Annotated in this window: 23 protein-coding genes and 1 pseudogene; 18 read left to right on the forward strand and 6 right to left on the reverse strand. The window is 74.7% G+C overall.

Translation table 11 applies throughout. The features are described 5' to 3' along the window. Positions 1-69 precede the first annotated feature (69 nt). The 12 genes from hisD (at position 70) to hisF (ending at position 8,505) form a co-directional block, all read left to right on the forward strand. A complete protein-coding gene (hisD, locus tag V6U77_RS17540) occupies positions 70-1,392 on the forward strand; it encodes a histidinol dehydrogenase (protein WP_334607410.1) in 1,323 nt (440 codons plus the stop codon). A gap of 55 nt (positions 1,393-1,447) precedes the next feature. Then, on the forward strand, positions 1,448-2,533 hold the full coding sequence (locus V6U77_RS17545) for a histidinol-phosphate transaminase (protein WP_334607411.1): 1,086 nt from the start codon (positions 1,448-1,450) through the stop codon (positions 2,531-2,533). 37 nt (positions 2,534-2,570) lie between these two features. Next, the gene (hisB, locus tag V6U77_RS17550) at positions 2,571-3,182 is read left to right on the forward strand and encodes an imidazoleglycerol-phosphate dehydratase HisB (protein WP_088999256.1); all 612 of its coding nucleotides are present in this window, start codon (positions 2,571-2,573) and stop codon (positions 3,180-3,182) included. Positions 3,183-3,294: 112 nt separating this feature from the next. After that, the gene (locus V6U77_RS17555) at positions 3,295-3,468 is read left to right on the forward strand and encodes a hypothetical protein (protein ID WP_334607412.1); all 174 of its coding nucleotides are present in this window, start codon (positions 3,295-3,297) and stop codon (positions 3,466-3,468) included. A gap of 55 nt (positions 3,469-3,523) precedes the next feature. After that, positions 3,524-4,156 carry an imidazole glycerol phosphate synthase subunit HisH gene (hisH, locus tag V6U77_RS17560; protein WP_334607413.1) on the forward strand — a complete coding sequence of 211 codons (633 nt, stop codon included), beginning with the start codon at positions 3,524-3,526 and terminating at the stop codon, positions 4,154-4,156. A 60-nt stretch (positions 4,157-4,216) separates the two neighbouring features. Next, positions 4,217-4,540 carry a hypothetical protein gene (locus tag V6U77_RS17565; protein WP_334607414.1) on the forward strand — a complete coding sequence of 108 codons (324 nt, stop codon included), beginning with the start codon at positions 4,217-4,219 and terminating at the stop codon, positions 4,538-4,540. A gap of 17 nt (positions 4,541-4,557) precedes the next feature. Further along, the gene (gene priA / locus V6U77_RS17570) at positions 4,558-5,283 is read left to right on the forward strand and encodes a bifunctional 1-(5-phosphoribosyl)-5-((5-phosphoribosylamino)methylideneamino)imidazole-4-carboxamide isomerase/phosphoribosylanthranilate isomerase PriA (RefSeq protein WP_334607416.1); all 726 of its coding nucleotides are present in this window, start codon (positions 4,558-4,560) and stop codon (positions 5,281-5,283) included. Then, positions 5,280-5,669 (forward strand): RidA family protein, encoded by a 390-nt coding sequence (locus tag V6U77_RS17575; RefSeq protein WP_334607417.1) that lies wholly within the window; start codon positions 5,280-5,282, stop codon positions 5,667-5,669. The genes priA and V6U77_RS17575 overlap by 4 nt, the downstream gene beginning before the upstream one ends. A 103-nt stretch (positions 5,670-5,772) precedes the next feature. Further along, complete coding sequence (locus V6U77_RS17580; RefSeq protein ID WP_334607418.1) at positions 5,773-6,216, forward strand: MarR family winged helix-turn-helix transcriptional regulator; 444 nt, start codon at positions 5,773-5,775, stop codon at positions 6,214-6,216. A 5-nt stretch (positions 6,217-6,221) separates the two neighbouring features. Beyond that, complete coding sequence (locus V6U77_RS17585; RefSeq protein WP_334607445.1) at positions 6,222-6,647, forward strand: organic hydroperoxide resistance protein; 426 nt, start codon at positions 6,222-6,224, stop codon at positions 6,645-6,647. After that, positions 6,644-7,645, forward strand: coding sequence for an NADP-dependent oxidoreductase (locus tag V6U77_RS17590; RefSeq protein ID WP_334607419.1), 1,002 nt, complete (start codon positions 6,644-6,646; stop codon positions 7,643-7,645). Before V6U77_RS17585 ends, V6U77_RS17590 begins: the two co-directional genes overlap by 4 nt. Before the next feature lie 92 nt (positions 7,646-7,737). Beyond that, entirely contained in the window at positions 7,738-8,505 is a 768-nt protein-coding gene (gene hisF, locus V6U77_RS17595) for an imidazole glycerol phosphate synthase subunit HisF (RefSeq protein WP_334607420.1), read from the forward strand. Between the two features lie 36 nt (positions 8,506-8,541). On the opposite strand, the gene V6U77_RS17600 is transcribed toward hisF, so the two are convergent. Together V6U77_RS17600 and yczE are read right to left on the reverse strand one after the other, a co-directional pair. After that, on the reverse strand, positions 8,542-9,003 hold the full coding sequence (locus V6U77_RS17600) for a hypothetical protein (protein WP_334607421.1): 462 nt from the start codon (positions 9,001-9,003) through the stop codon (positions 8,542-8,544). Positions 9,004-9,274: 271 nt separating this feature from the next. Beyond that, positions 9,275-9,928, reverse strand: coding sequence for a membrane protein YczE (yczE, locus tag V6U77_RS17605; RefSeq protein ID WP_334607423.1), 654 nt, complete (start codon positions 9,926-9,928; stop codon positions 9,275-9,277). A 58-nt stretch (positions 9,929-9,986) separates the two neighbouring features. On the opposite strand from yczE, the gene yczR reads away from it, so the two are divergent. Continuing rightward, positions 9,987-11,444 (forward strand): MocR-like transcription factor YczR, encoded by a 1,458-nt coding sequence (gene yczR, locus V6U77_RS17610; RefSeq protein WP_334607425.1) that lies wholly within the window; start codon positions 9,987-9,989, stop codon positions 11,442-11,444. 91 nt (positions 11,445-11,535) lie between these two features. Next, positions 11,536-12,849: a low temperature requirement protein A gene (locus V6U77_RS17615; protein WP_334607427.1), complete on the forward strand. Its 1,314-nt coding sequence runs from the start codon at positions 11,536-11,538 to the stop codon at positions 12,847-12,849. Between the two features lie 117 nt (positions 12,850-12,966). Here the strand turns inward: V6U77_RS17615 and V6U77_RS17620 are convergent, their stop codons facing one another. The 3 genes from V6U77_RS17620 to V6U77_RS17630 all read right to left on the reverse strand — a co-directional run bounded on the left by V6U77_RS17620 (position 12,967) and on the right by V6U77_RS17630 (position 16,640). Beyond that, positions 12,967-14,793: an AMP-dependent synthetase/ligase gene (locus V6U77_RS17620; protein WP_334607428.1), complete on the reverse strand. Its 1,827-nt coding sequence runs from the start codon at positions 14,791-14,793 to the stop codon at positions 12,967-12,969. A gap of 139 nt (positions 14,794-14,932) precedes the next feature. Beyond that, entirely contained in the window at positions 14,933-15,814 is an 882-nt protein-coding gene (locus V6U77_RS17625) for a terpene synthase family protein (RefSeq protein ID WP_334607429.1), read from the reverse strand. Positions 15,815-16,010: 196 nt separating this feature from the next. Next, complete coding sequence (locus V6U77_RS17630; protein ID WP_334607430.1) at positions 16,011-16,640, reverse strand: TIGR03085 family metal-binding protein; 630 nt, start codon at positions 16,638-16,640, stop codon at positions 16,011-16,013. Between the two features lie 146 nt (positions 16,641-16,786). On the opposite strand from V6U77_RS17630, the gene V6U77_RS17635 reads away from it, so the two are divergent. Next, entirely contained in the window at positions 16,787-18,667 is a 1,881-nt protein-coding gene (locus V6U77_RS17635) for an ABC transporter ATP-binding protein (protein ID WP_334607446.1), read from the forward strand. A gap of 116 nt (positions 18,668-18,783) precedes the next feature. Then, on the forward strand, positions 18,784-20,595 hold the full coding sequence (locus V6U77_RS17640) for an ABC transporter ATP-binding protein (RefSeq protein ID WP_442934453.1): 1,812 nt from the start codon (positions 18,784-18,786) through the stop codon (positions 20,593-20,595). A gap of 64 nt (positions 20,596-20,659) precedes the next feature. Here the strand turns inward: V6U77_RS17640 and rpsD are convergent, their stop codons facing one another. After that, positions 20,660-21,271, reverse strand: coding sequence for a 30S ribosomal protein S4 (gene rpsD / locus V6U77_RS17645; RefSeq protein WP_334607431.1), 612 nt, complete (start codon positions 21,269-21,271; stop codon positions 20,660-20,662). Between the two features lie 68 nt (positions 21,272-21,339). Between rpsD and V6U77_RS17650 the strand changes: the two genes are divergently transcribed. Beyond that, positions 21,340-22,098 (forward strand): DUF2470 domain-containing protein, encoded by a 759-nt coding sequence (locus V6U77_RS17650; RefSeq protein ID WP_334607432.1) that lies wholly within the window; start codon positions 21,340-21,342, stop codon positions 22,096-22,098. Between the two features lie 314 nt (positions 22,099-22,412). Further along, positions 22,413-23,009: pseudogene (locus V6U77_RS17655) on the forward strand (phosphoribosyl-AMP cyclohydrolase); the annotation flags it as partial. Positions 23,010-23,174 lie beyond the last annotated feature (165 nt).

Raw genomic sequence — 23,174 nt, forward strand, 5'->3', positions numbered from 1 at the left:
CCCGGCTCACCGTCCCGGCGTACGGGCGGCGCCGGTCGCCGTCGGGACCGGCCGCCTAGACTCGCAAGGGTGTTGAACCGGATCGACCTGCGCGGCGGCGTCCGCGACCCGCGCCGTCTGCTGCCCCGTGCCCAACTCGACGTCTCCGTGGCCGTCGAGCGGATCCGCCCCCTCGTGGAGGCGGTCCGGGAGCATGGTTACCCGGCGATCCGGGAGGCCAGTGAGCGCTTCGACGGGGTCTCGCCCGAGGTGCTGCGGGTGCCCGCAGAGGCGATCGCCGAGGCCGAGGGCACCCTCGCCCCCGAGGTGCGCGCCGCGCTGCTCGAGTCGATCACGCGGGCCCGCAAGGTGCACGCCGACCAGCGCCGCACCGACCACACCACCCAGGTGGTGCCGGGCGGCACGGTGACCGAGCGCTGGGTGCCGGTCGACCGGGTCGGCCTCTACGTGCCCGGCGGCCTGGCGATGTACCCCTCGACCGTGGTGATGAACGTGGTGCCGGCCCAGGCGGCCGGGGTGCGCTCGCTGGTCGTGACGAGCCCGCCGCAGAAGGACAACGGCGGCCTGCCCGACGCCCGGGTGCTCGCCGCCTGCGCCCTGCTCGGCGTCGACGAGGTCTACGCCGTCGGTGGCGCCCAGGCCGTGGCGATGCTCGCGTACGGGGCGGCGGTCGACGCAGAGGGCGGCGCGCACTGCGACCCCGTCGACATGATCACCGGGCCGGGCAACATCTGGGTCACCGCCGCCAAGCGGCTGCTGCGCGGCGTCGTCGGCATCGACGCCGAGGCCGGCCCGACCGAGATCGCCATCCTGGCCGACGACACGGCCGACCCGGCGCACGTCGCCGCCGACCTGGTCAGCCAGGCCGAGCACGACCCCCTCGCGGCCAGCGTGCTGGTGACCTGCTCGGTCGAGCTGGTCGAGGCCGTCGAGCGGGAGCTGGCCCGGCAGGTGCCGGCCACCAAGCACGCCGAGCGGGTCACCACCGCGCTCACCGGCGAGCAGAGCGGCGTCGTCCTGGTGGACGACCTCGACGCCGGGCTGCGGGTGGTCGACGCGTACGCGGCCGAGCACCTGGAGATCCAGACCCGCGACGCCCGCGAGTGGGCGCTGCGGGTGCGCAACGCCGGGGCGATCTTCGTCGGCGCCTGGTCGCCGGTGTCGCTCGGTGACTACTGCGCCGGCTCCAACCACGTGCTGCCCACCGGCGGCTGCGCCCGGCACTCCTCCGGGCTGTCGGTGCAGTCCTTCCTGCGCGGCATCCACCTGGTCGACTACTCCGAGCAGGCGCTGCGGGAGGTGGCCCCGCACGTGGTCACCCTGGCCGGCGTCGAGGACCTGCCGGCGCACGGCCGGGCGGTCCAGGTGCGCTTCCCGGGGGAGCTGGGATGAGCGGACACCACCCTCGACGGTCCGGGGCCGTCACCGGGCGCGGCGGGGTGCCGGCGTGACCACCCTCGACGATCTGCCGATCCGCGACGACCTGCGCGGGCTGTCGCCGTACGGGGCGCCGCAGCTCGACGTGCCGGTGCGGCTGAACACCAACGAGAACTCCTACCCCGTGCCCGAGCCGGTGGTGGACGCCATCGGCAAGGCCCTCGCGGCGGAGCTGCGCGACCTCAACCGCTACCCGGACCGCGACGCCGTGGCGCTGCGCGCCGACCTGGCCGGCTACCTCGGTCACGGGCTCACCGTCGACCAGGTGTGGGCGGCCAACGGCTCCAACGAGATCCAGCAGCAGCTGCTGCAGGCGTTCGGCGGGCCGGGGCGCAGCGCGCTCGGCTTCACCCCGGCATACTCGATGCACCCGCTGCTGGCGCTCGGCACCGGCACCCGGTGGGTGCCCGCCCGGCGGGGCGTCGACTACGGGCTGACCGCCGCCGACGCGGTCGCCCAGGTCCGCGAGCACGCCCCGGACGTGGTCTTCCTCTGCTCGCCGAACAACCCGACCGGCACCGCCCTCGACCCGTCGGTCGTCGCCGCGGTGCTGGACGCCGCGCCCGGCATGGTGGTCGTCGACGAGGCGTACGCCGAGTTCGCCCGCCCCGGCACGGTCAGCGCCCTGGCGGTGCTTGCCGGGCATCCGCGGCTGGTGGTGACCCGGACGATGAGCAAGGCGTTCGGGTTCGCCGGCGGCCGGCTGGGCTACCTGGCCGCCGACGCGGCGGTGGTGGCGGCGGTGCAGCTCGTCCGGCTGCCGTACCACCTCTCGGCGCTCACCCAGGCCGCGGCCCGCGCGGCGCTGGCGCACCGCGACGTCCTGCTCGCCACGGTGACCGCGATCAGCGAGCAGCGGGACCGGATCGTGGCCCGGCTGCGCGACCGGGGGCTGCGGGTGGCCGACAGCGACGCCAACTTCGTGCTGTTCGAGGTCGGGGGCGACCAGGCCGCCGCCTGGCGCACCCTGCTCGACGCCGGCGTGCTGGTGCGCGACGTCGGCCTGCCCGGCTGGCTGCGGGTCACCGCCGGCACCCCCGCCGAGACCGACGCGTTCCTGACCGCCATGGAGAAGCTCCGACGGGAGCACGAGTGACCCCGCGAGCCCCGCAGTCGCGACCGAAAGGCAGGCAATGAGCCGGACCGCCCGCGTGGAGCGGATCACCAAGGAGACGAAGGTCCTCGTCGAGATCGACCTGGACGGCACCGGCCGGGCCGAGATCGGCACCGGGGTGGGTTTCTACGACCACATGCTGCACCAGATCGCCCGGCACGGCGGCTTCGACCTGACCGTGCGTACCGTCGGCGACCTGGAGATCGACGCCCACCACACGATGGAGGACACCGCGCTCGCCCTGGGCGCCGCGTTCGACCAGGCGCTGGGGGACAAGGCCGGCATCCGACGGTACGGCTCGGCCACCGTCCCGATGGACGAGGTCCTCGTCCGGGCCGCCGTCGACCTCTCCGGCCGCCCGTACGTGGTGCACGACGAGCCGGCGCTGGCGCCGTACATCGGGCCGGTCTACCCGACCAGCATGACCCGCCACATCTGGGAGTCCTTCGGCCAGGCGGCCCGGATCACCCTGCACGTGGACGTGCTGCGGGCGGCGCGCCCCGGCGGTCACCCGGACGCCCACCACGTGGTGGAGGCCCAGTTCAAGGCGGTCTCCCGCGCGCTGCGCGAGGCCACGGCGATCGACCCGCGCGCGGCGGGCGCCATCCCCAGCACGAAGGGGGCCCTGTGAGCGTGAGGAACGCAGCGCAGCGGAGTCCCGCAGTCGCGAACGAGCAGGTCTCGGTGAGCGTGAGGAACGCAGCGCAGCGGAGTCCCGCAGTCGCGAGCGGAGGGCGGGCCTGATGGGTGGGGTGCTGCCGTCGTTGCTGCTGATCCTGGCTGGGGTGCTGGTCGGCGGGGCGTGGTCGTTGCACCGGCAGGGCGCCCCGCGCGGCGCGGTGGTCGTCACCGCGTTGCTCGCCGTCATGGCCACGGTCGCCGGCGTGCTCTGGATGCTGCCGGGAGAGGGCTCGTGAGCGGGCGGACGGCGCGACGGCGTCGCGCCGCCACCGACCGGGGGGTGGTGACGGCATGAGCCGCGTCGTGGTGCTCGACTACGGGTCGGGCAACCTGCGTTCGGCGGAGCGGGCACTGGCTCGCGCCGGCGCGGACGTGACGGTGACCGACGACCTGACGGCCGCCGCCGAGGCGGACGGCCTGGTGGTGCCGGGTGTCGGCGCGTTCGCCGCCTGCATGGCCGGGATCGAGGCGCTCGGGGCCGGCCCGGTGATCGCCGAGCGTGTCGCCGCCGGCCGCCCCGTGCTGGGCATCTGCGTGGGCATGCAGGTGCTCTTCGAGCACGGCGACGAGCACGGGGTGGTGACCAAGGGCCTCGGGCTGCTCCCGGGCGGGGTGACCAGGCTGGCCGCCGCCCGGCTGCCGCACATGGGCTGGAACACGGTCACGGCGCCGGCGGATTCGGTGCTCTTCGCCGGCCTGCCGGCCGACAGCCGGTTCTACTTCGTGCACTCGTACGGGGTCGCCGACCCGGGGGCGCTGGCGGAGTCCGGCGCCACGGTCACCACCGCCCACCACGACACGGACTTCGTGGCGGCCGTGGAGCGGGGTCCGCTCCGCGCCGCGCAGTTCCACCCGGAGAAGTCCGCCGACACCGGTGCCGCGCTGCTGCGCAACTGGCTCGCCACGCTCCCCACCGGTGACTGAGCGCCCGGCCTGCGCGGCGACCCCGCCGCGGCCCGCTCCCGCCCGTCGGCGGGGCACGTCGTGAGCAAGGAGCGGGCCCGGCGCCGGGCGGCCCGGGAGGCGCAGGCCGCGCGGGAACGGGTCGTGCGTGAGCGCCGGGCGGCCCGGCGGTCGCGACGTCGGGCGTTGGTACGCCGGTTGACGCCGTCGCTGCGCCGGGGGCGCACGGGCCGGCTGCCCCGGCACAGCCGCGGCGAACGCGCCGCCATCGTGCTGCTGACCCTGGCGGCGATGGCGCTGATCTGGACGTTCGTCGACGATCTGGCGCTGCGGATCGCGCTGGTCGTGCTGTTGCTGCTCGTACTGCCGGCGATCGTCGTGATCGCCCTGGACCGTCGCACCTGAACTCGAGGAGATAAACCGTGAGCCTCACCCTGTTGCCCGCCGTGGACGTCGCCGACGGCCAGGCCGTCCGACTCGTGCAGGGCGCCGCCGGCAGCGAGACGACGTACGGCGACCCGCTGGAGGCCGCGCTGGCCTGGCAGCGGGACGGCGCCGAGTGGATCCACCTGGTCGACCTCGACGCCGCGTTCGGCCGGGGCTCCAACGCGCACCTGCTGGCCGAGGTGGTGCGTCAGCTCGACGTGAAGGTGGAGCTGTCCGGCGGCATCCGCGACGACGAGTCGTTGCACGCCGCGCTGGGCACGGGCGCCGCCCGGGTGAACATCGGCACCGCGGCCCTGGAGGATCCCCTCTGGTGCGACCGGGTGTGCGGGGAGTACGGCGACCGGGTGGCGATCGGGCTGGACGTGCGGGGCCGTACCCTCTCCGCCCGGGGCTGGACCCGCGACGGCGGTGACCTGTTCGAGGTGCTGGAGCGGCTCGACAAGGCGGGTGCGACGCGCTACGTCGTCACCGACATCACCAAGGACGGCACCATGCGCGGGCCGAACCTGGACCTGCTGCGCGAGGTCTGCGCCCGCACCGACGCCCCGGTGATCGCCTCCGGCGGGGTCTCCACCCTGGACGACCTGCGCGCGCTGGCCACGCTGGAGCCGATCGGGGTCGAGGGCGTGATCGCCGGCAAGGCCCTGTACGCGGGCGCCTTCACGGTGGCGCAGGCGCTGGAAACCCTGGCCGCGGCGTGACCGTCACGCGGCTCGGCTCGGGCGGCCCGTGGGAGCCGGTGTACGGCTACTGCCGGGTGGTCCGGGCCGGCGACCTGGCCTTGACGGCCGGCTGCACCTCCACGGTGGACGGCGTGGTCACCCACGTCGGCGACGCGGCGGCGCAGACCGCCCAGGCGCTGCGGATCGGGCTGGACGCGCTGGCCGAGGTGGGCGCGGAGCCCGGCGACGTGGTGCGGACGCGGATGTACGTCACCGACCGGACGTACGCCGACGAGGTGGGCCGGGCGCACAACGCGGTCTTCGGCGCGGTCCGCCCGGTGGCCACGCTGGTGGTGGTGGCCGGCCTGCTCGACCCGGAGCACCTGGTCGAGGTGGAGCTGGAGGCGTATCTCGGCGACCGCTGAGCCGGTCGCCGCGGCGGTGGTGGTCCCGTCCCGTCCCGGTGGCGACGGTCACCGCCCGCCCTGATCGGTTGTGCGCAATCTAATCGCGCGCTACGTTTTACCGGTGACCGACCATCTGGTGCTGCGCCGGCAGGTGTGCTTCGCGCTCTACGCTGCGTCGCGCGCCCTCACCGACGTCTACCGGCCCGTCCTCGACGAGTTCGGCCTGACCTACCCGCAGTACCTGGTGCTGCTGGTGCTCTGGGAGCGCGACGACGCCCCCACGGTCTCCGAGCTCGGCGCCGCGCTGCGGCTGGACTCCGGCACGCTCTCCCCGCTGCTCAAGCGGCTGGAGGGGGCGGGGCTGGTCGTCCGGACGCGATCGGCGCGCGACGAGCGACGGGTGGAGGTGGGCCTGACCGGCGACGGGCGGGCCCTGCGGCAGCGGATGGAGGAGGTGCCGCTGCGGGTCGCCCGCGCCACGGGCCTCACCGAGGCGGAACTGGTCGAACTGCGCGACACCCTCACCCGGGTCACCGAGACGATCCACCGACAGAAGGAGCAGTGACCACCATGCAGGTGCTCTACACCGCGTCCGCCCGCGCCACCGGGGACGGTCGGGACGGCCACGTCCGCACCTCCGACGGCACCGTCGACCTGGACCTCGCCGTGCCGAAGGAGATGGGTGGCGCCGGCGGCGCCGCCAACCCCGAGCAGCTCTTCGCGGCCGGCTACGCCGCCTGCTTCCACTCGGCACTGCGCCTGGTCGCCCGCAAGGCGAAGGTCGACGTCTCCGGCTCGGTCGTCGAGGCCGAGGTGGGCATCGGCGCCAACGGCAGCGGCGGCTTCGGGCTGGCCGTCACCCTCGTGGTCGACCTCCCGGCCGTCGAGCGGGCCGCCGCGGAGCAGGTCGTCGAGCAGGCCCACCAGGTCTGCCCCTACTCGAACGCGACCCGTGGCAACGTCGAGGTCGCCCTCACCGTGCGCGAGGCGCTGTGAGCACCCGCAACCGGGAGATCCACCTCGCCTCCCGCCCCCAGGGCTGGCCGACGGCCGACACCTTCCGCCTCGTCGAGACCGAGGTGCCCACTCCCGGCCCGGGCCAGATCGTGGTCCGCAACCGGTACATGTCGGTCGACCCGTACATGCGCGGGCGGATGAACGACGTCAAGTCGTACGTGCCGCCGTTCGCGCTGGACGCGCCGCTCGACGGCGGGGCGGTCGGCGAGGTCGTCGCCAGCGAGGCCGAGGGCGTCCGGCCCGGCGACACCGTGCTGCACGGTCTCGGCTGGCGCGAGTACGCGCTGCTCGACGCGAAGGCCGCCCGGAAGGTCGACCCCGACCTCGCCCCGGTCTCCGCCTACCTGAGCGTGCTCGGCATGACGGGCCTGACCGCGTACGCCGGGCTGCTGGAGGTCGCCGCGATGAAGGCGGGGGAGACCGTCTTCGTCTCCGCCGCCGCCGGCGCGGTGGGCAGCCTGGTCGGCCAGATCGCCAAGCTCAGGGGCGCGGCGCACGTGGTCGGCAGCGCCGGGTCGGCGGCGAAGGTCGCCCGGCTGCGCGCGCTCGGCTTCGACGCCGCGTTCGACTACCACGACGGGCCGGTACGCGACTCGCTGAAGGCCGCCGCCCCGGACGGCGTCGACGTCTACTTCGACAACGTCGGCGGGGACCACCTGGAGGCGGCGATCTCCGCGATGAGGCTGCACGGCCGGGCCGCGATCTGCGGCATGATCGCGCAGTACAACGACACCGAGCCCCCGGCCGCGCCGCGCAACCTGGCGCTGGTCATCGGCAAGCGGCTCACCCTGCGCGGTTTCCTGGTCGGCGACCACGGCCACCTGCGCGGCGAGTTCGTGCGCGAGATGGCCGGCTGGCTGCGGGACGGGAAGGTCTCGTACGACGAGACGGTCGTCGACGGCATCGAGAACGCCCCGGAGGCGTTCCTCGGCCTGCTGCGCGGCGAGAACCTGGGCAAGATGCTCGTGCGGGTGTGAGCGAGGGCGCCGCTCCCGGCGCCACGGAACCCCGACGGTGGCCGGCCTCACCGGCCGGTCCCCGCCGGCGCCGGGAAGGATAGGCTCGCGGCATGACGGTGGCGGTGCGGGTGATCCCGTGTCTCGACGTGGACGCCGGTCGCGTGGTCAAGGGGGTCAACTTCGTCGACCTGCGCGACGCCGGCGACCCGGTGGAGCTGGCGGCGGCGTACGACCGGGCCGGCGCGGACGAGCTGACCTTCCTCGACGTCACCGCCTCCTCCAGCGACCGGGGCACGATGCTCGACGTGGTCCGCCGCACGGCCGAGTCGGTCTTCATCCCGCTGACCGTCGGCGGTGGCGTCCGGCAGGTCGCCGACGTCGACACCCTGCTGCGCGCCGGCGCGGACAAGGTAGGGGTGAACACCGCCGCCATCGCCCGCCCCGAGCTGATCGCCGAGATCGCCGACCGTTTCGGCCGGCAGGTGCTGGTGCTCTCGCTCGACGTGCGGCGCGCCCCCGCGGGCGCCACGCCCAGCGGTTTCGAGGTGACCACCCACGGCGGTCGGCGCGGCACCGGGCTGGACGCGGTCGAGTGGGCCCGCCGCGGCGCCGAGCTGGGCGCGGGGGAGATCCTGCTGAACTCCATGGACGCCGACGGCACCAAGGCCGGCTTCGACCTCGAACTCATCGGCGCGGTGCGCAGGGTGGTCGACGTGCCGGTGGTGGCCAGCGGCGGCGCGGGCGAGGTGGCGCACTTCGCGCCGGCGATCGGTGCCGGCGCCGACGCGGTGCTCGCCGCCAGCGTCTTCCACTTCGGCGAGCTGACCGTCGGCGAGGTCAAGGACGCGCTGCGCGGCGCCGGGCACCCGGTGCGCTGACCGCCCGCATGGCCCCTGCGGCCCGCCGAGGCCCGCTCAGTCCCGGCGGGACCGGTTCTCCGGTGAACGCCGCGGCGCCGGAATCGACCGCACCACGTACTCCTGCACGGCGGCGGCGTGGTCGGCCTCGTCCAGGTGCCACTCCGCGCAGACCGGGGTGTGCCGCCGGACCAGCACGCCCTGCACGGTGTCCACCGTCGTGGCCAGCCCGGCGTTCGGCCGGGTGCGCCAGAGGCGTTCACCGTCGGCGGTGATCCGGAACCAGCCGTCGGTGACGCTGACCAGCCCGGCCCCGACGAGGCGACGGACCGCGGCCTCGACCTCGTGCCGTTGCGGAATCGCCTGGTTGAGATGGTCGGCGGTGGAGAGCACGTCGGCGAGGGTGACGCCCTCGGGGCGGCGGCTGGACGCCGCGCGACGGTGCCGTCCCGCGCCGTTGGCGATCACCACCGAGACGAAGATCCAGGCATCGCTCCAGCGCCATCCGTTCTCCCCCATGCCAGGATTCTGCCGGGCGTGGCGTCCGAAGGGAACACCGGTGTCCGGCTCGCGCCCAGGGACAGGGGTAGCCGCGCACGCGGCTCCGGGTGGTGCGGGGCCGTGCGCCGGGCCGGCCCGACGCGACCGGACCACGCGGGCCGGGGCAGCGGCGCGGGCGGACCGGACCAGCCGGCCGGGGGAGCGGCACCGACCGGCCACGCGGGCCGGGATCGGCGCGGGCGGATCAGCCGGCCGGGAGCGGCGCGACCGGGCCCTTTGGGCGGGCGGATCAGCCGGGCGGGATCGGCGCGACCGGGCCCGGGGCGAGGTTCTGCGGCCCGGGGACGGTGAACAGGGGAAGGAAGACCTGGGTCAGCGGGCCGATGGCCAGCGCGTAGACGACCGTGCCGACGCCCACCGTCCCGCCGAGCAGCCAGCCCAGCCCCAGCACCGTGACCTCGATGACGGTGCGGACGAGCCGGAGGGAGCGGCCGGGCCGGCGGGCGACGTAGCCGGTCATCAGCCCGTCGCGGGGACCGGGCCCCAGGCGGGCGCCGAGGTAGAGGCCCGTCGCCGCCCCGTTGGCCACGATGCCGGCGAGGAGCATCGCGGCCCGTACGCCCAGGGACCCGCCGGCCGGCAGCAGCGCGAGCGTCGCGTCCACCACCAGCCCGATCACCAGCACGTTGCTGATCGTGCCGAGGCCGGGACGCTGGCGCAGGGGGATCCAGAGCAGCAGTACCAGGGCGCCCACCGCGATGGTGACGGTGCCGAAGGAGAGGCCGGTCAGTTGGGACAGGCCCTGGTGGAACACGTCCCACGGGTCGAGCCCCAGCCCCGATTCGATCATCAGGGCCATGCTCACGCCGTAGAGGACGAGGCCCGCGTGGAGCTGGCTGAGCCGCCGCACGGGGCGATGTCGGAGATTGCCAATCGGTGTCACCCATGCCACGCTAAAGGCCAATTGGCGCAGCGTAAGAGCCAATCCGGGAGGAGTGGCCATGACGAGTCAGGTTCGGGGTGTCCAATTGGCCCGGCTCCTCGGTCAGTGGCATGCGCTTCCCGGCCGCCGTCGCAGTCCGGACTACGCCGCCCTGGCCGGCGCCGTGCGCGGCCTGCTCGCCGACGGCCGGCTTCCCCTGGGCGTGCGACTGCCCGCCGAACGGGAGCTGGCCGAGGCGCTGAAGATCAGCCGGACCACCGTCACGGCCGCGTACCGGGAGTTGCGGGAGAGCGGCCACCTGGCGAGCCGGCGGGGGGCCGGCAGCTGGACGATGCTCCCGGGCACCCACCGGGTGGCCAGCACCGGGCTCTGGACCCCGCTGGACGACCGCGACATGATCGATCTCGGGGTCGCCGCGCTCGCCGCACCGCCCGAACTGCTGCCCGCCGCCCGCGCGGCGGCCGAGGACCTGCCCCGCTACCTGGGCGGCGCCGGCTACCACCCGACCGGGATCATCGAGCTGCGCGAGGCGGTGGCCCACGCCTACACCGACCGGGGCCTGCCCACCTCGCCGGACCAGATCATGGTCACCAACGGCACCCAGCACGCCCTCGACCTGGTGCTCCGGCTGGCCCTCGCCCCCGGCGGCCACGTGCTGGTCGAGGCGCCCAGCTACCCGAACGCGTTGGCCGCGCTCGCCGCGCGCCGGGCCCGGATCACCACCCACGGCCTGGCCGTCGAGGAGCCCGGCTGGGACGCCGACCTGCTGCTCGGCGGGCTCCGGCAGGCTCGACCCAAGCTGGCGTACCTGATCCCGGACTTCCAGAACCCGACCGGCCACCTGATGCCGGCGGCGCTGCGGGAGCGGGTGGTCGCCACGGCGCACGCCGTCGGCACCGACCTGGTCGTCGACGAGTCCTTCGTCGACCTGCCGCTGGACGGGACGGTGCTGCCCCCGCCCACCGCCAGCTTCGACCGGCACTCCCGGGTGATCACCATCGGTGGGATGAGCAAGCCGTTCTGGGGTGGGCTGCGCATCGGCTGGGTCCGCGCCTCCGCCCCCCAGGTGCAGCGGCTCGCCGCCGCCCGGGTCGGCGTCGACATGGCCAGCCCGGTCCTGGACCAGCTTGTCGCGGTCCACCTGCTCGCCGACGCACCGGCCATCGTCGCCGCCCGCCGGGCCCAGCTCACCGCCCAGCGCGACGCGCTGCTGGCGGCGCTCGCGCAGCGTCTGCCCGAGTGGCGGGTCACCGTCCCGCACGGCGGGGTGACCCTCTGGGCCGAACTCGACGGGCCGATCTCCAGCGCGCTCGCCCGGGCCGCCGAGGAGGTCGGCGTACGGCTGGCGCCCGGTCCTCGCTTCGGCCTGGACGGCACGCTGGAGCGCTTCCTGCGGCTGCCCTTCACCCTGCCGGCCGCCGACCTGGTCGAGGCGGTCGGCCGGATCGCCGCCGTCCGCTACGACCTGGACCGGGGCGGCCGGTCGCAGTGGCGGGAACCGGCGGTCATCGCCTGAGGGCCGGGCCGGGCCGGCGTGCCGGCCGGAACGGGCCGCCGGGTCGGTCAATCGCGCCTGTGCCCCGCCCCGCGGCTGCGAGACTGCGCAGGTGGGGGACGCGCGGGGGATCCGGTGGCCGCGCGGGATCCTGCCGAACGCACCGGGCTCCCGCACCACCCGGCTCGAACTCTTCTACGACCTCGTCTTCGTCTTCGCCTTCCTCAACGTCACCACGGTGACGGCTGGCACCCCGGACGTGCGCGGGCTGATCCGGTTCCTGGTGGTGCTCGCCCTGCTCTGGTGGTGCTGGAGCGGCTTCGCCGCGCTGGGCAACGTGGTCCGCGCCGACCAGGGGCTCGCGCCGCTGGTCGGCTTCGCCGTCTCCGCCGCCGTCTTCGTGCTCGCGCTGAGCCTGCCGAAGGCGTTCGTCGACCGCCCCGGCGGACTGCCCGGCCCGGTGGTCTTCGCCGTCTGCTACTTCCTGGTCCGCGCGACCCAGGTGACGGTCTTCCTCTGGGCCGTACGCACCGACCGGGAGGTGCGCCGGCGGATGCCCGTGCTGGTCCTGCCGTTCCTGATCGCCACGGGGCTCATCCTGACCGCCGCGATGGTGCCGCAGCGACTCCTCGACGGCACAGCCGAGATCGCGCTCCGGCTGGCGTTGTGGGCCGGTGCGCTCGCCGTCGAGTACGGCGCCGGCCTGACCCAGCACCGCGCCGGGTGGACGGTGCTCTCGGCGGGGCACTGGGCGGAACGGCACGCGCTGATCATCATGGTGGCGCTCGGCGAGTCGATCATCGCGCTGGGGCTCGGGCCGAGCTCCGGCGACACCCTGCCGCTGACCTGGCCCGTGATCATCGCGGCGCTCCTCGGCATCGCGGTGGTCGCGGCGCTGTGGTGGGCGTACTTCGACACCCTGGCCCTGGCCATGGAGCAGGTGCTGCACCGCACCCGGGAGCGGCGTGCCCGCGCGGGGCTGGCCCGGGACGTGTACACGTATCTGCACCTGCCGCTGATCACGGGCGTGATCCTCTTCGCCCTGGGCCTCAAGGGGCTGATCCACGAGGGTGCCGACCCGACGACCCCGTACTGGGGGGTGCGGCTGCCCGGCTTCGACATGCTGGCCCTCTTCGGCGGGGTCGCGCTCTACCTGCTCACGCTGGTCCTGCTCGGCAGCCGGATGCTGGGCGCGGCGCGCTGGCCGTCGATCGGCGGGGTGGCGCTGCTCGTCGCGCTGACCCCGGTGGCCACGCGGCTGCCGGAACTGGTGGCCCTGGCCATGCTGGCGGTGGCCGCCATGCTGACGGTCGCGGCGCAGACGGTCGTCGACGCGCCACGGCGGCGGCGCGTGCGGCAGGTGGCGCTGGATGAGCAGCTCGCCTCCGAGGCCGAGCAGACCCGCTGGCGGGGCGATCACCTCTGACACCAGGCCCCGCCGCGGGCACGCCCGCCTGCGGCCTGCGTCGGCCCGGGCGGGGCACGGGCCCCGGCCCGACGCCGGCGGTCCCGCACCGCAGCGCGGGCCGCCGACGTCGCGTGCTCAGAGCTCGGCCAGCGAGCCCGCGTACATCTTCTCGATCTCGCCGGCGAAGTTGCTCTCCACGCCGCGACGCTTGATCTTGAGCGACGGGGTGATCTCGCCGTCCTCGATGGTCAGATCGCGCGGCAGGATGGCGACCTTCTTGATCGTCTCCCAGCGGTTGAGCTTGGCGTTGAGCTCGGCCACGTAGCCCTCGACCATGGCCTTCGCCTCCGGCGAGGCGACGATGTCGGCGTAGTCGCGGCCCTCCAGCGGCGTGCCGGCGGCCCAGCCCTTGATGGCGTCCGGGTCCAGCGTCACCAGCATCGTGCAGTAGTTGCGGGCCTGGCCGATCACGACCGCCTGCGAGGTGTACGGGCAGGTGGCCTTGAACATCCCCTCGATGTGCGAGGGTGCGATGTACTTGCCGCCCGAGGTCTTGACCAGGTCCTTCTTCCGGTCGGTGATCTTCAGGTAGCCGTCGGAGTCCAGGGTGCCGATGTCACCGGTGCGGAAGAAGCCGTCCTCGGTGAACGAGGCGGCGGTCTCCTCGGGCAGGTTGTGGTAGCCGCGCATCACCGGCCGGCCGCGCACCAGGATCTCGCCGTCGGTGTCGATCCGGCACTCCAGGTCGCCCATCGCCTTGCCGACGGTGCCGATGCGCAGCCCGTCGGGCGGGTTGACGAAGTTGCCGGCGCTGGTCTCGGTGAGGCCGTAGCCCTCGGAGATCGGCAGGTTCGCCGCGGCGAAGAAGGTGGCGATCTCCGGGCTGAGCGGGGCGGCGCCGGACACGAGCACCCGGATCCGGCCGCCGAGGCGGGCCTGCAGCTTGCTGAAAACCAGCTTCTCGGCCACCGTGTACTTCAGCTTCAGCCCCGTCGGGAGCGGCCTGCCGGCCTGCTCCAGGGCGACCTTCTCCTTGCCGACCCGCACGCCCCAGGCGAAGATCTTCGCCTTCGCGCCCCCGGCGTCCTGCGCGGTGGTCACCGCCTTGTTGTAGACCTTCTCGAACACCCGGGGCGCGCCGCACATCAGCGTCGGGCGGATCACCGAGAGCAGCTCGACCAGCTTGTCGACCCGACCGTCGACGTACGTCGGCAGCCCCACGTGGATCGCCCCGCAGAGCAGGGTCTTGCCGAACGAGTGCGACAGCGGCAGCCAGAGGTATTGCAGGTCGTTCTCGCGCAGCAGCCCCAGCTCGGCCTGCGCCACGCCCTCCCAGCACCAGCCGCCGTGCAGCAGCTCGACGCCCTTCGGACGCCCGGTGGTGCCGGAGGTGTAGATCAGCGTGGCCAGGTGGTTGGGGCCGATCCCCGCGACCAGCCTGTCGATCAGGTCCGGTTCGGCGGCCAGCGCGCGGGCGCCCTGCTCCTCCAACTCGGCGAGGGTGAGCTGGGGGACGGCGGCGGCCGGATCGGCGGCGCCGTCGAAGAGCACGACGTGGGTCAGCGCCGGCAGCTCCGCACCGGCGATCTTGGCGGCCTGCGCCGGGTTCTCGGCGAACAGCACGCGGGACCCGGAGTCGGCGACGATGTAGGTCGCGTCGTCGGGCTCCGTGGTCGGGTAGACGGTGGTGGTCGCGCCGCCGGCGCACATGATGCCGAGGTCGGCGATCACCCATTCGAGCCGGGTGTTCGCCAGGATCGCGACCGGGTCCTCCAGGCCGACACCGAGGCCGTGCAGCCCGGCGGCGACCGCCTTGGCGCGACGGGCCATCTGCTCCCAGTTCAGCCAGACCGGCCCGGAGTCGTCGGGCGCCGGGTGGGCGAAGGCGTCGCGGTCGGGGGACGCCGCCACGCGCTTGAGGAACATGTCGGGGATGGAACGGTACGGTACATCGAGAGCCATCGCTGTAGCCGCCTTCGGGGGTGGAGACGTGACCACAGTCACGTCGGCGTTCGTTACCGAAGGGTATTGCCTGCGCCCGGACATCGGCTAGCCCTGTGGATCACGGCTGGGCCACGTCTCGGAAGATGATACGCCCGGTTCAGGCGTACCGGGCCGCCCGCAGCGACCAGTCGTAGGTGGCCCGGACCCAGTTGCGCCGCGCGGCGAGGGCCGACCGCACGCCGTCGTCGCCGTCGGCGAGCAGTGCCGCCTCCACCCCCAGGTAGGCCCCGAGTGTTCCGTTGAACCGGTCGGCCGCCGCCCGCAGGGCCGCCGGCTCGTCGCCGTCGGCGCGCCGCGCGGCGATCACCGCCACGAGGTTGTGCACGTCGGGCTGGGCGAGGTGCTCCTTGCCGTACGAGAAGAGGTCGTTGCACCAGCAGACCAGGTCGGCGGCGAGCAGGTCGAGGGCGACCAGCGACGGTTCGGTGCGCTGCGCCGCGCCCGGCGGTGTCCCGGCGGCCAGTTCGGTGAGGGTGAAGCTGGGGTGGACCGCGCCGGTGTGCCGGCGCATCTGGGCGTACTCGGGCAGCCCCGGCACGCGCCCGCGCTCCCGGTTCGCCGCCTCCCAGAGCAGCGCCAGCAGGTACTCGCGTACCTCGCCGACGAAGCGCAGCAGCGTCGCGGGCCCGCCGGCCGCGCGGGCCCGCCGGCACAGGTCGCCCAGTGCCGCGCCGAGGGGCCCGGCCGCGCCGTCCGGCCCGTCGGCTCGCTCCCCCTGGCCGTCCAGCACGTCCAGCAGGGCGGCGACGGTCGGTGCCAGGCGGGTGGGGGAGTCGCCGAGGCCGTCCTCGTCGCAGGCGTCGTCCATGACGAACAGCCAGGAGATCAGGTCGGCGAGCAGCCGCAGCCCCTCGACCGGACCCTCCGGGCAGGCCCGCCCGGCCAGCCCGGCGGCGTCGGCCCGGCGCAGCCGGTGCAGCCGGTGCCCGTTACCGATCAGCCCTTGATCGAGTGCCCACTCGGTGCTCTCGCGTGTCACCCGGTCGGTGGCAGCGTGCTGGCGCGCGGGAAAGGGGGGTTCCCGTAGCGCCGAGACCGCAAAGGTCCGCATGGTGCCCCCTGTCGCACCGTCCCCCACGGGACGGTGCGGAAGAGCGTACGGGAGCAGGAATCGGCGACCATCACTGGGTTAGTCCCGGGCCGCGGACTGCCTGTGACCGATTACGTGCAGATCGTCACATGCCCAGTTCGGCAGACCGGAGCCGTTCGGCCAGGGCCGCCGGCCCGTCGATCTGCACCCGGGACACCCGCTGCCGGCCGCTGAGGAACAGGGCCAGCTCGCCCGGCGCCCCCACCACCCGTACGGGTTCGCCGCCCCGGCCGGCGGAGAGCTCGCCGTAGCCGGGCGCCTGGACGAAGACGTCGGCCGGGAACCGGCGCAGCGCCAGCCGGGCCAGCCCGGCGCACCGCTTCCAGAGCGCCGCGTTCAGCCCCGCCGCCAGGTCGCGCGGGAGCCAGTCGGGGCGGGCGCGGCGTACGTCCTCGTGGTGGATGAAGAACTCCATCGTGTTGGCCAGCTCGTCGGTGACCGGGTTGCTGACCGGGCTCCACACCGGCGGCCGGCGCACCTGGTCGAGAAGGCGCGGCCAGGGGCGCGCGGCGAGGCGCAGGCGCACCCGCTCGGCGTAGCCGCGCAGCGGCGGGAGCAGGATGCCACCGGCGGCGTCGGGCCGGCGTTCTCGCAGCACCAGGTGGGCGGCGAGGTCGCGGGTGGTCCACCCCTCGTTGACCGTCGGCGCGTCCGGTCCGAGCGTCTGCATCAGGTCGACGAGCGCCTCGCGCTCCGATCGGGCGTACCGCGGCATGCACCGATCGTAGGCGCGTACGGCCGACTCGGCGCGGCGAGTCGGCCGGGCGGGCCGTGACGGCGGACATAGCGTGCCGGGGCGGCGGAGCTGGCCCCGACCGGTAAGGATGAGGAGGATAATTGCGGCTTACGGCGGGGGAGAGCGTGGCGAGCAGGACGAGTCGGGACGTGCTGGTTCGGGGGCTGGTCGTCCTCGGGCGGGCGATCCGGGAGCAGCCGCGCATCTTCGCGGTCGCGGTGACCGGCAGCGTGGTCTTCGGCGCCATGACGGTGGCCAGCGCCTACGTGGTGGGTGCCGTCGTCGGCGACGTGGTGGTGCCCGCGATGGAGCGCGGCGCGGTCGGCGTGGCCGGGCTGGCCCTGGCGGCCGTCGCGTTGTTCGGCATCAGCGTGTTGCGGGTGGCCGGCATCTTCGGTCGCCGGCTCGGCGCCGGCTACATGCAGTACCGCCTCCAGGCCGCCTACCGGCGCCGGGTCACCCGCCGCTACCTGGAGCTGCCGCTGTCCTGGCACCACCGCAACGCCACCGGCACGCTGCTGTCCAACGCCAACTCCGACGTCGAGGCCGCCTGGTACCCGATCGCCCCCCTGCCGTTCGCGGTCGGCACCCTGGTGATGCTGGTGGGCGCGGTGGCGTCGCTCTTCGTCACCGACTGGGCGCTGGCGCTGGTCGGCCTCGCGGTCTTCCCGGCGCTCTTCGCGCTCAACGTCGCCTACTCCCGCCGGATGGCCCCCCGCCAGGCCCGGGCCCAGCGGCTGCGTGCCGAGGTCAGCGGCATCGCGCACGAGAGCTTCGACGGCGCCCTGGTCGTCAAGACGATGGGCCGGGAGGCGCAGGAGACCGACCGGTTCGCCGTCCGCGCGGGCGAGCTGCGCGACTCGCTGGTGGCGGTCGGGCGGCTGCGTGGCGTCTTCGACCCGTTGCTGGAGGCCCTGCCCAGCCTGGGCACCCTCGCCGTGCTGGTGGTCGGCGCCGTCCGGCTGCAGCAGGGCGCGATCACCGTCGCCGAGCTGATCAGCGTCGCCTTCCTCTTCACGGTGCTGGCGTTCCCCGTACGGGCGATCGGCTGGGTGCTGGCCGAGCTGCCGCGCAGCGTCGCCGGCTGGGACCGGGTGCGCCGGGTGCTCGACGCCACCGGTGAGATGCCGTACGGCGACGTGACGCTCGACGTGGCGCAGCCCCGCCCCGCCACCCTGACGTTCGCCGGCGTGCGTTTCGGCTACGAGCCGGCCGAGGCGCACCTGCCCGGCACGGAGGTCCTCGGCGACGTCTCGTTCACCGTGCCCGCCGGGAAGATCGTCGCCCTGGTCGGGTCGACCGGCTCCGGCAAGTCGACCATCGCCGCGCTGGCCGTGCGGCTGATCGACCCCCTGGCCGGCACGGTGTGCCTGGACGGGGTGGACGTCCGCCGGCTCACCGCCGCCTCGCTGGCGGGCACCGCCGCGCTGGTGGCCCAGGTGCCGTTCGTGTTCGACGACACCGTGCGGGCCAACGTCTCCCTGGACCGGCCGGGCATCGGTGACGACGACGTCTGGGCGGCGCTGCGGCTCGCCGAGGCGGACGGCTTCGTCGCCGCCCTGCCCGAGGGGCTCGACACGATGGTCGGGGAGCGGGGCACCTCGCTCTCCGGCGGCCAGCGGCAGCGGCTCACCCTGGCGCGTGCGCTCGCCGGCCGCCCGCGCCTGCTGGTCCTCGACGACGCGACCAGCGCCGTGGACCCCCGGGTGGAGGCGGCCATCCTGGCCGGGCTGCGCTCCTCGGCGGGACAGGCCGCGGCGCCGGCCGCGTCGATCCTGGTGGTCGCCTACCGGCGGGCCACCATCGCGCTCGCCGACGAGGTGGTCTACGTGGAGCAGGGCCGGGTGCTCGCCCGTGGCCCGCACGCCGAGCTGCTGGCCACGGTGCCGGGCTACGCCGACCTGGTCACGGCCTACGAACAGGCCGAGGTCGACCACGCCAAGGCCGAGACGTACGACGAGGTGGCCCCGCTGACGTCGGGCCTGGAGATCGAGGTGGACCGGTGAGCACGAGGAGCGCAGCGCAGCGGAGCCCCGCAGTCGCGGACGAAGGCGGGCCCGGTGAGCGCGAGGAGTGCAGCAGCGCAGCGGAGCCCCGCGGTCGCGAACGCAAGGGGGATCCGGTGACCACTGCCACCACCACGGACACGGCGCGCAGGACCGGGACCGCCGACGTACCTGAGCCGACCGAGACGAACTGGCAGACGCTGCGCCGAGGCCTGACGCTCTCCCCGGAGCTGCGGGTCGGCCTCGCCGGCACGCTCGGGCTGGCCCTGGTCTACATGGTCGGCCGGGCGGCCGTCCCGGTGGCGGTGCAGCAGGGCATCGACAACGGCATCGTCGGCGGCCTGGACCTGGGCGTGGTCTGGACGGTGGTCGCCGCCACGGCCTCGGTGCTGGTGGTGACCACGCTCTGCGGCTACCTGATGATGCGCCGGCTCTTCACGGTCAGCGAGACCGCGCTGGCCAACGTGCGGATCCGGGCGTTCCGGCACGTGCACGACCTGTCGATGCTGCACCAGCAGTCGGAGCGGCGCGGTTCCCTGGTCTCCCGGGTCACCAGCGACGTCGACCAGATCACCCAGTTCCTCCAGTGGGGCGGCGTGATCCTGGTGATCAACCTCGGCCAGTTGGCGGTCACCACGCTGGTCATGTTCGCGTACTCCTGGCAGCTGACCCTGGTGGTCTTCGCCGCCTTCCTGCCCGCCGTGTTCGTGATCCGGCTGCTCCAGCGCCGCCTCGCGGGGGCGTACGGGGTGGTCCGGCAGCGCACCGGCACGCTGCTCGGCGCGATCGGGGAGAGCGTCGTCGGCGCGCCGGTGATCCGGGCCTACGGGATCGCCGGTCGGACGGCCGGCCGGCTCGACGAGGCGATCGACGGTCAGCGCCGGGCCCAGCAGCGGGCGATCCGGATCAGCGTCATGGGCAGCTCCGTCGGGGAGCTGGCGGCCGGCCTGGCGCTGGCCGGCGTGGTGGTGCTCGGGGTGACCCTCGGCGCCGACGGCACGCTGAGCGTCGGCGAGGTGACCGCCTTCCTCTTCCTGGTCACGCTCTTCATCCAGCCGGTGCAGATCGCCACCGAGGTGCTCAACGAGGCGCAGAACGCCATCGCGGGCTGGCGCCGGGTGCTGGACGTGCTGGACGTCGAGCCCGACGTCGCCGACCCGGGCGAGCAGGGGCGCGACCTGCCGCCCGGCCCGTTGGACATCCGCTTCGCGGGGGTGCGCTTCGCGTATCCGGGGGGCCCGCCCGTGCTGCACGACGTCAGCCTGGAGATCCCGGCGAAGAGCCGGGTGGCGGTGGTGGGGGAGACCGGCAGCGGCAAGACCACCTTCGCCAAGCTGCTCACCCGCCTGATGGATCCGACCGCCGGCCAGGTGCTGCTCTCCGGCGTGCCGCTGGAGCAGGTCCGGTTCGCCTCGCTGCGCTCGCGGGTGGTGATGGTGCCGCAGGACGGTTTCCTCTTCGACGCCACGGTGGCGGAGAACGTCCGCTTCGCCCGCCCCGAGCTGACCGACGAGCAGCTCGGCGCCGCCTTCACCGAGCTGGGGCTGGCGGACTGGCTGGACGGGTTGCCGTCGGGCCTGCACACCCCGGTGGGGGAGCGCGGCGAGGCGCTGAGCGTGGGGGAGCGCCAGCTCGTCGCGCTGGCCCGCGCGTACGTGGCCGACCCGGACCTGCTGGTGCTGGACGAGGCCACCAGCGCCGTCGACCCGGCCACGGAGGTGCGGCTGCAGCGCACCCTGGACGCGGTGACCCGGGGGCGCACGACCCTGGCGATCGCGCACCGGCTCTCCACGGCGCAGGCCGCCGACGAGGTGATCGTGGTGGACCGGGGCCGGATCGTGCAGCGTGGTCCGCACGACGAGCTGGTCCGCGACCCGGAGTCGGTCTACGGCCTGCTCTACGCCTCCTGGCTGGAGCAGACCCGCTGAGCTGACCCGCTGACCCTGACGCGGCGGCGCGCGGCCCGGCGTCGTGCCGGGCCGCGCGTGGTCGTCAGCGGGAGTAGAACTCCACCACCAGCTGCTCGTCGCAGATGACCGGCACCTCGTGCCGGGCGGGCTCGCGCAGCAACGTGGTGCGCAGCTCGGCCAGCTCCACCGAGAGGTACGGCCGGGCGGGCCCCTCGGCGGCGTTGGCGCCCGCGGCGGCGAGCTGGAACGGCACCGACGTACGGCTGCGTTCGCGGACGGTCACCACCTGCCCCGGCCGCAGCCGGTACGACGGCCGGTCGACCTTGCGCCCGTCGACGGTGAAGTGGCCGTGTGCGACCAGCTGACGGGCCTGGTAGATGCTGCGGGCCAGGCCGGCCCGGTGCACCACCGCGTCGAGTCGACGCTCCAGGAGCGCGACCAGGCTCTCGCCGGTCTTGCCCCCGCCCCGCACGGCCTCGTCGAAGGCGCGCCGGAGCTGGGTCTCGCTGACGTTGTACTGGTGGCGCAGGCGCTGTTTCTCCAGCAGCCGCACCTGGTAGTCCGAGGTCTTGCGGCGTTGCCGGCCGTGCACTCCCGGCGGGAAGGGGCGCCGCTCGAAGTACCGCACGCACTTGCGGGTCAGCGGGATGCCGAGGGCGCGGGAGAGGCGGGCCTTGGGCCTGGGTTGGTTCACGCTGGACGTCTCCGATCCGGTGCTCTAGTCTCCGAGTTAGGTAAGGCTAACCTACGAAGGAGTCGTCCATGCGGCCCAGCCCGGCGGAGATCGTCCGCACCCTCGTCGCCGGCCGGCTGCCCGGCATCGCCCACGTCGCGCACCGGCCCGGCCCGCACCAGGTCCGGCACGTCACCGACCCCGACGGTCGGGTGCTGCTGCTGGTGCCGGTGGTCAGCGATCTCGCCGCCGCGCTGCGCCCCGTCGACGGCGATTCCGAGGTGGCGCTGGTGCTGGACGTGCTGGACCTGCCGCCCGCCGCCGGCGCGCCGAGCCTCGGCCGGGCCTGGGTCTCCGGCTGGGCGGCCCGGCTCGACGGCGACGAGGAGCGCCGCGCCGCGCTGGACTTCGCGGCTGTCGAGCCGGCCGGCGACCTGCTCGACGTCGGCACCCGGTTCCGGCTGCACCGCTTCGAGGTGGTCGAGGCCCGCTGGGAGCGCGGCGACACCGTCCGCCGCATCGACCCGGAGGCGTACGCCGAGGCGGAGCCCGACCCGCTGCACGCGGTCGAGGCCGAGCTGTTGGCCGACCTCGCCGACCACCACGGCCCCGAGGTCGTCAGCTACCTGCGCCGCCAGCTCGGCCTCGCCGACGGCGCTGCCGACACGGCGCCCCGGGTGGTCCGGATCGACCGGTACGGCCTGCTGGTCAGCCACGGTCGGCCCGGCGCCCGCCGGCGTGTCCGGCTGGCGTTCCCGCGTCCCCTGGACTGCCAGGCGGAGCTGACCCGGCTCCTGCACCCGCTGGTCTGCCGCCACGCCACGCCCCGGCACGCCGACCACGCGTGACCGGCCGGTCCCGCCCCGGCCGCCCGCTCCGGCGGTGGACACCTCCGCGAGATCGCCCGCCGGGGTGGCGCTGCGCGGTGGAGCCGATCGCCGCGCGCGGCACCCCGGGGCGACGGGGAGACCGGTCGGGCATTAGCCTTCGGACCGGACAGCGGGTCCGCCAACGGGCATCAGGCGCGGCAGCGGGCATTGCGCCCTGATCGGACGTACGGCACGATGACGCGGTGGGTCACGCTGCGTCACCGGACGAGAGGTTCCTCGGCGAATGGACGGCCCGGTTGCGGGCCGGTGCCGACCAGCCCGTCGTCGGCATCATGCTGCGCGGCAGCCAGGCCCGACGGGCCGCCACCGCGCACAGCGACGTCGACGTCGACGTGCTGGTGGCCGGGGCGCCGTACGCCGCCCGCCGGGCCTTCCTCACCGAGCACGGGGGGCGGCTGACCCACGTCTCGGTGGCCGCCCGCGACGTACGGTCCTGGCTGACCCGCCTCGGCGAGCCCCCCGACTGGGCGTTCGGCCTGCCGGTGGCGGCACCGGTCCGGCTGCTGTGGGCCGATCCGCACTGGCGGCCCCGGATCGACCTGCCGGTGCTCTGCCAGCCCGCCGGCGAGCCGCGACTGGAGGAGCTGATCGCGACGCTCGGTAAGGTGGCCGGCGCGCGGGACGCCGACGACCACCTCGGCGTCCGGCTGGCCGCCGCCGACCTGGCCCGGCTCTGCCCGTCCGTGCTGCGGCTGGCCAACCCCACGGTGCGGGTGGCGTCGCGCCGGGCGGCCTTCGCCGCCGCCCTCGACCTGCCGGTGGCGCCCCCGAACTACCGGGCGGACCTGCTGCTCTGCCTCGGGCTGCGGCCCGGCTCCGTGGGCCAGCTCTGCGCCGCCGCGCTCCGCCTGGTCGCCGGCGTCCTGCCGTTGGTGCGCCCGTACGCCGCCGAGGTCGCGGGGGTGGCCGGCGCAGACCTCGCCGACGCCCTGACCGACGGCCGGCTGGACCGCTACGTCGACCAGTTGGCCCGGCCCGCCCACCGGCCGCCGAGGCCCCGGCGGGAGCCGTCACCCGTGCCCGCCCCGCGTGCG

This window comes from Micromonospora sp. CPCC 205546 (genome assembly GCF_036902715.1).
Classification (GTDB): Bacteria; Actinomycetota; Actinomycetes; order Mycobacteriales; family Micromonosporaceae; genus Micromonospora.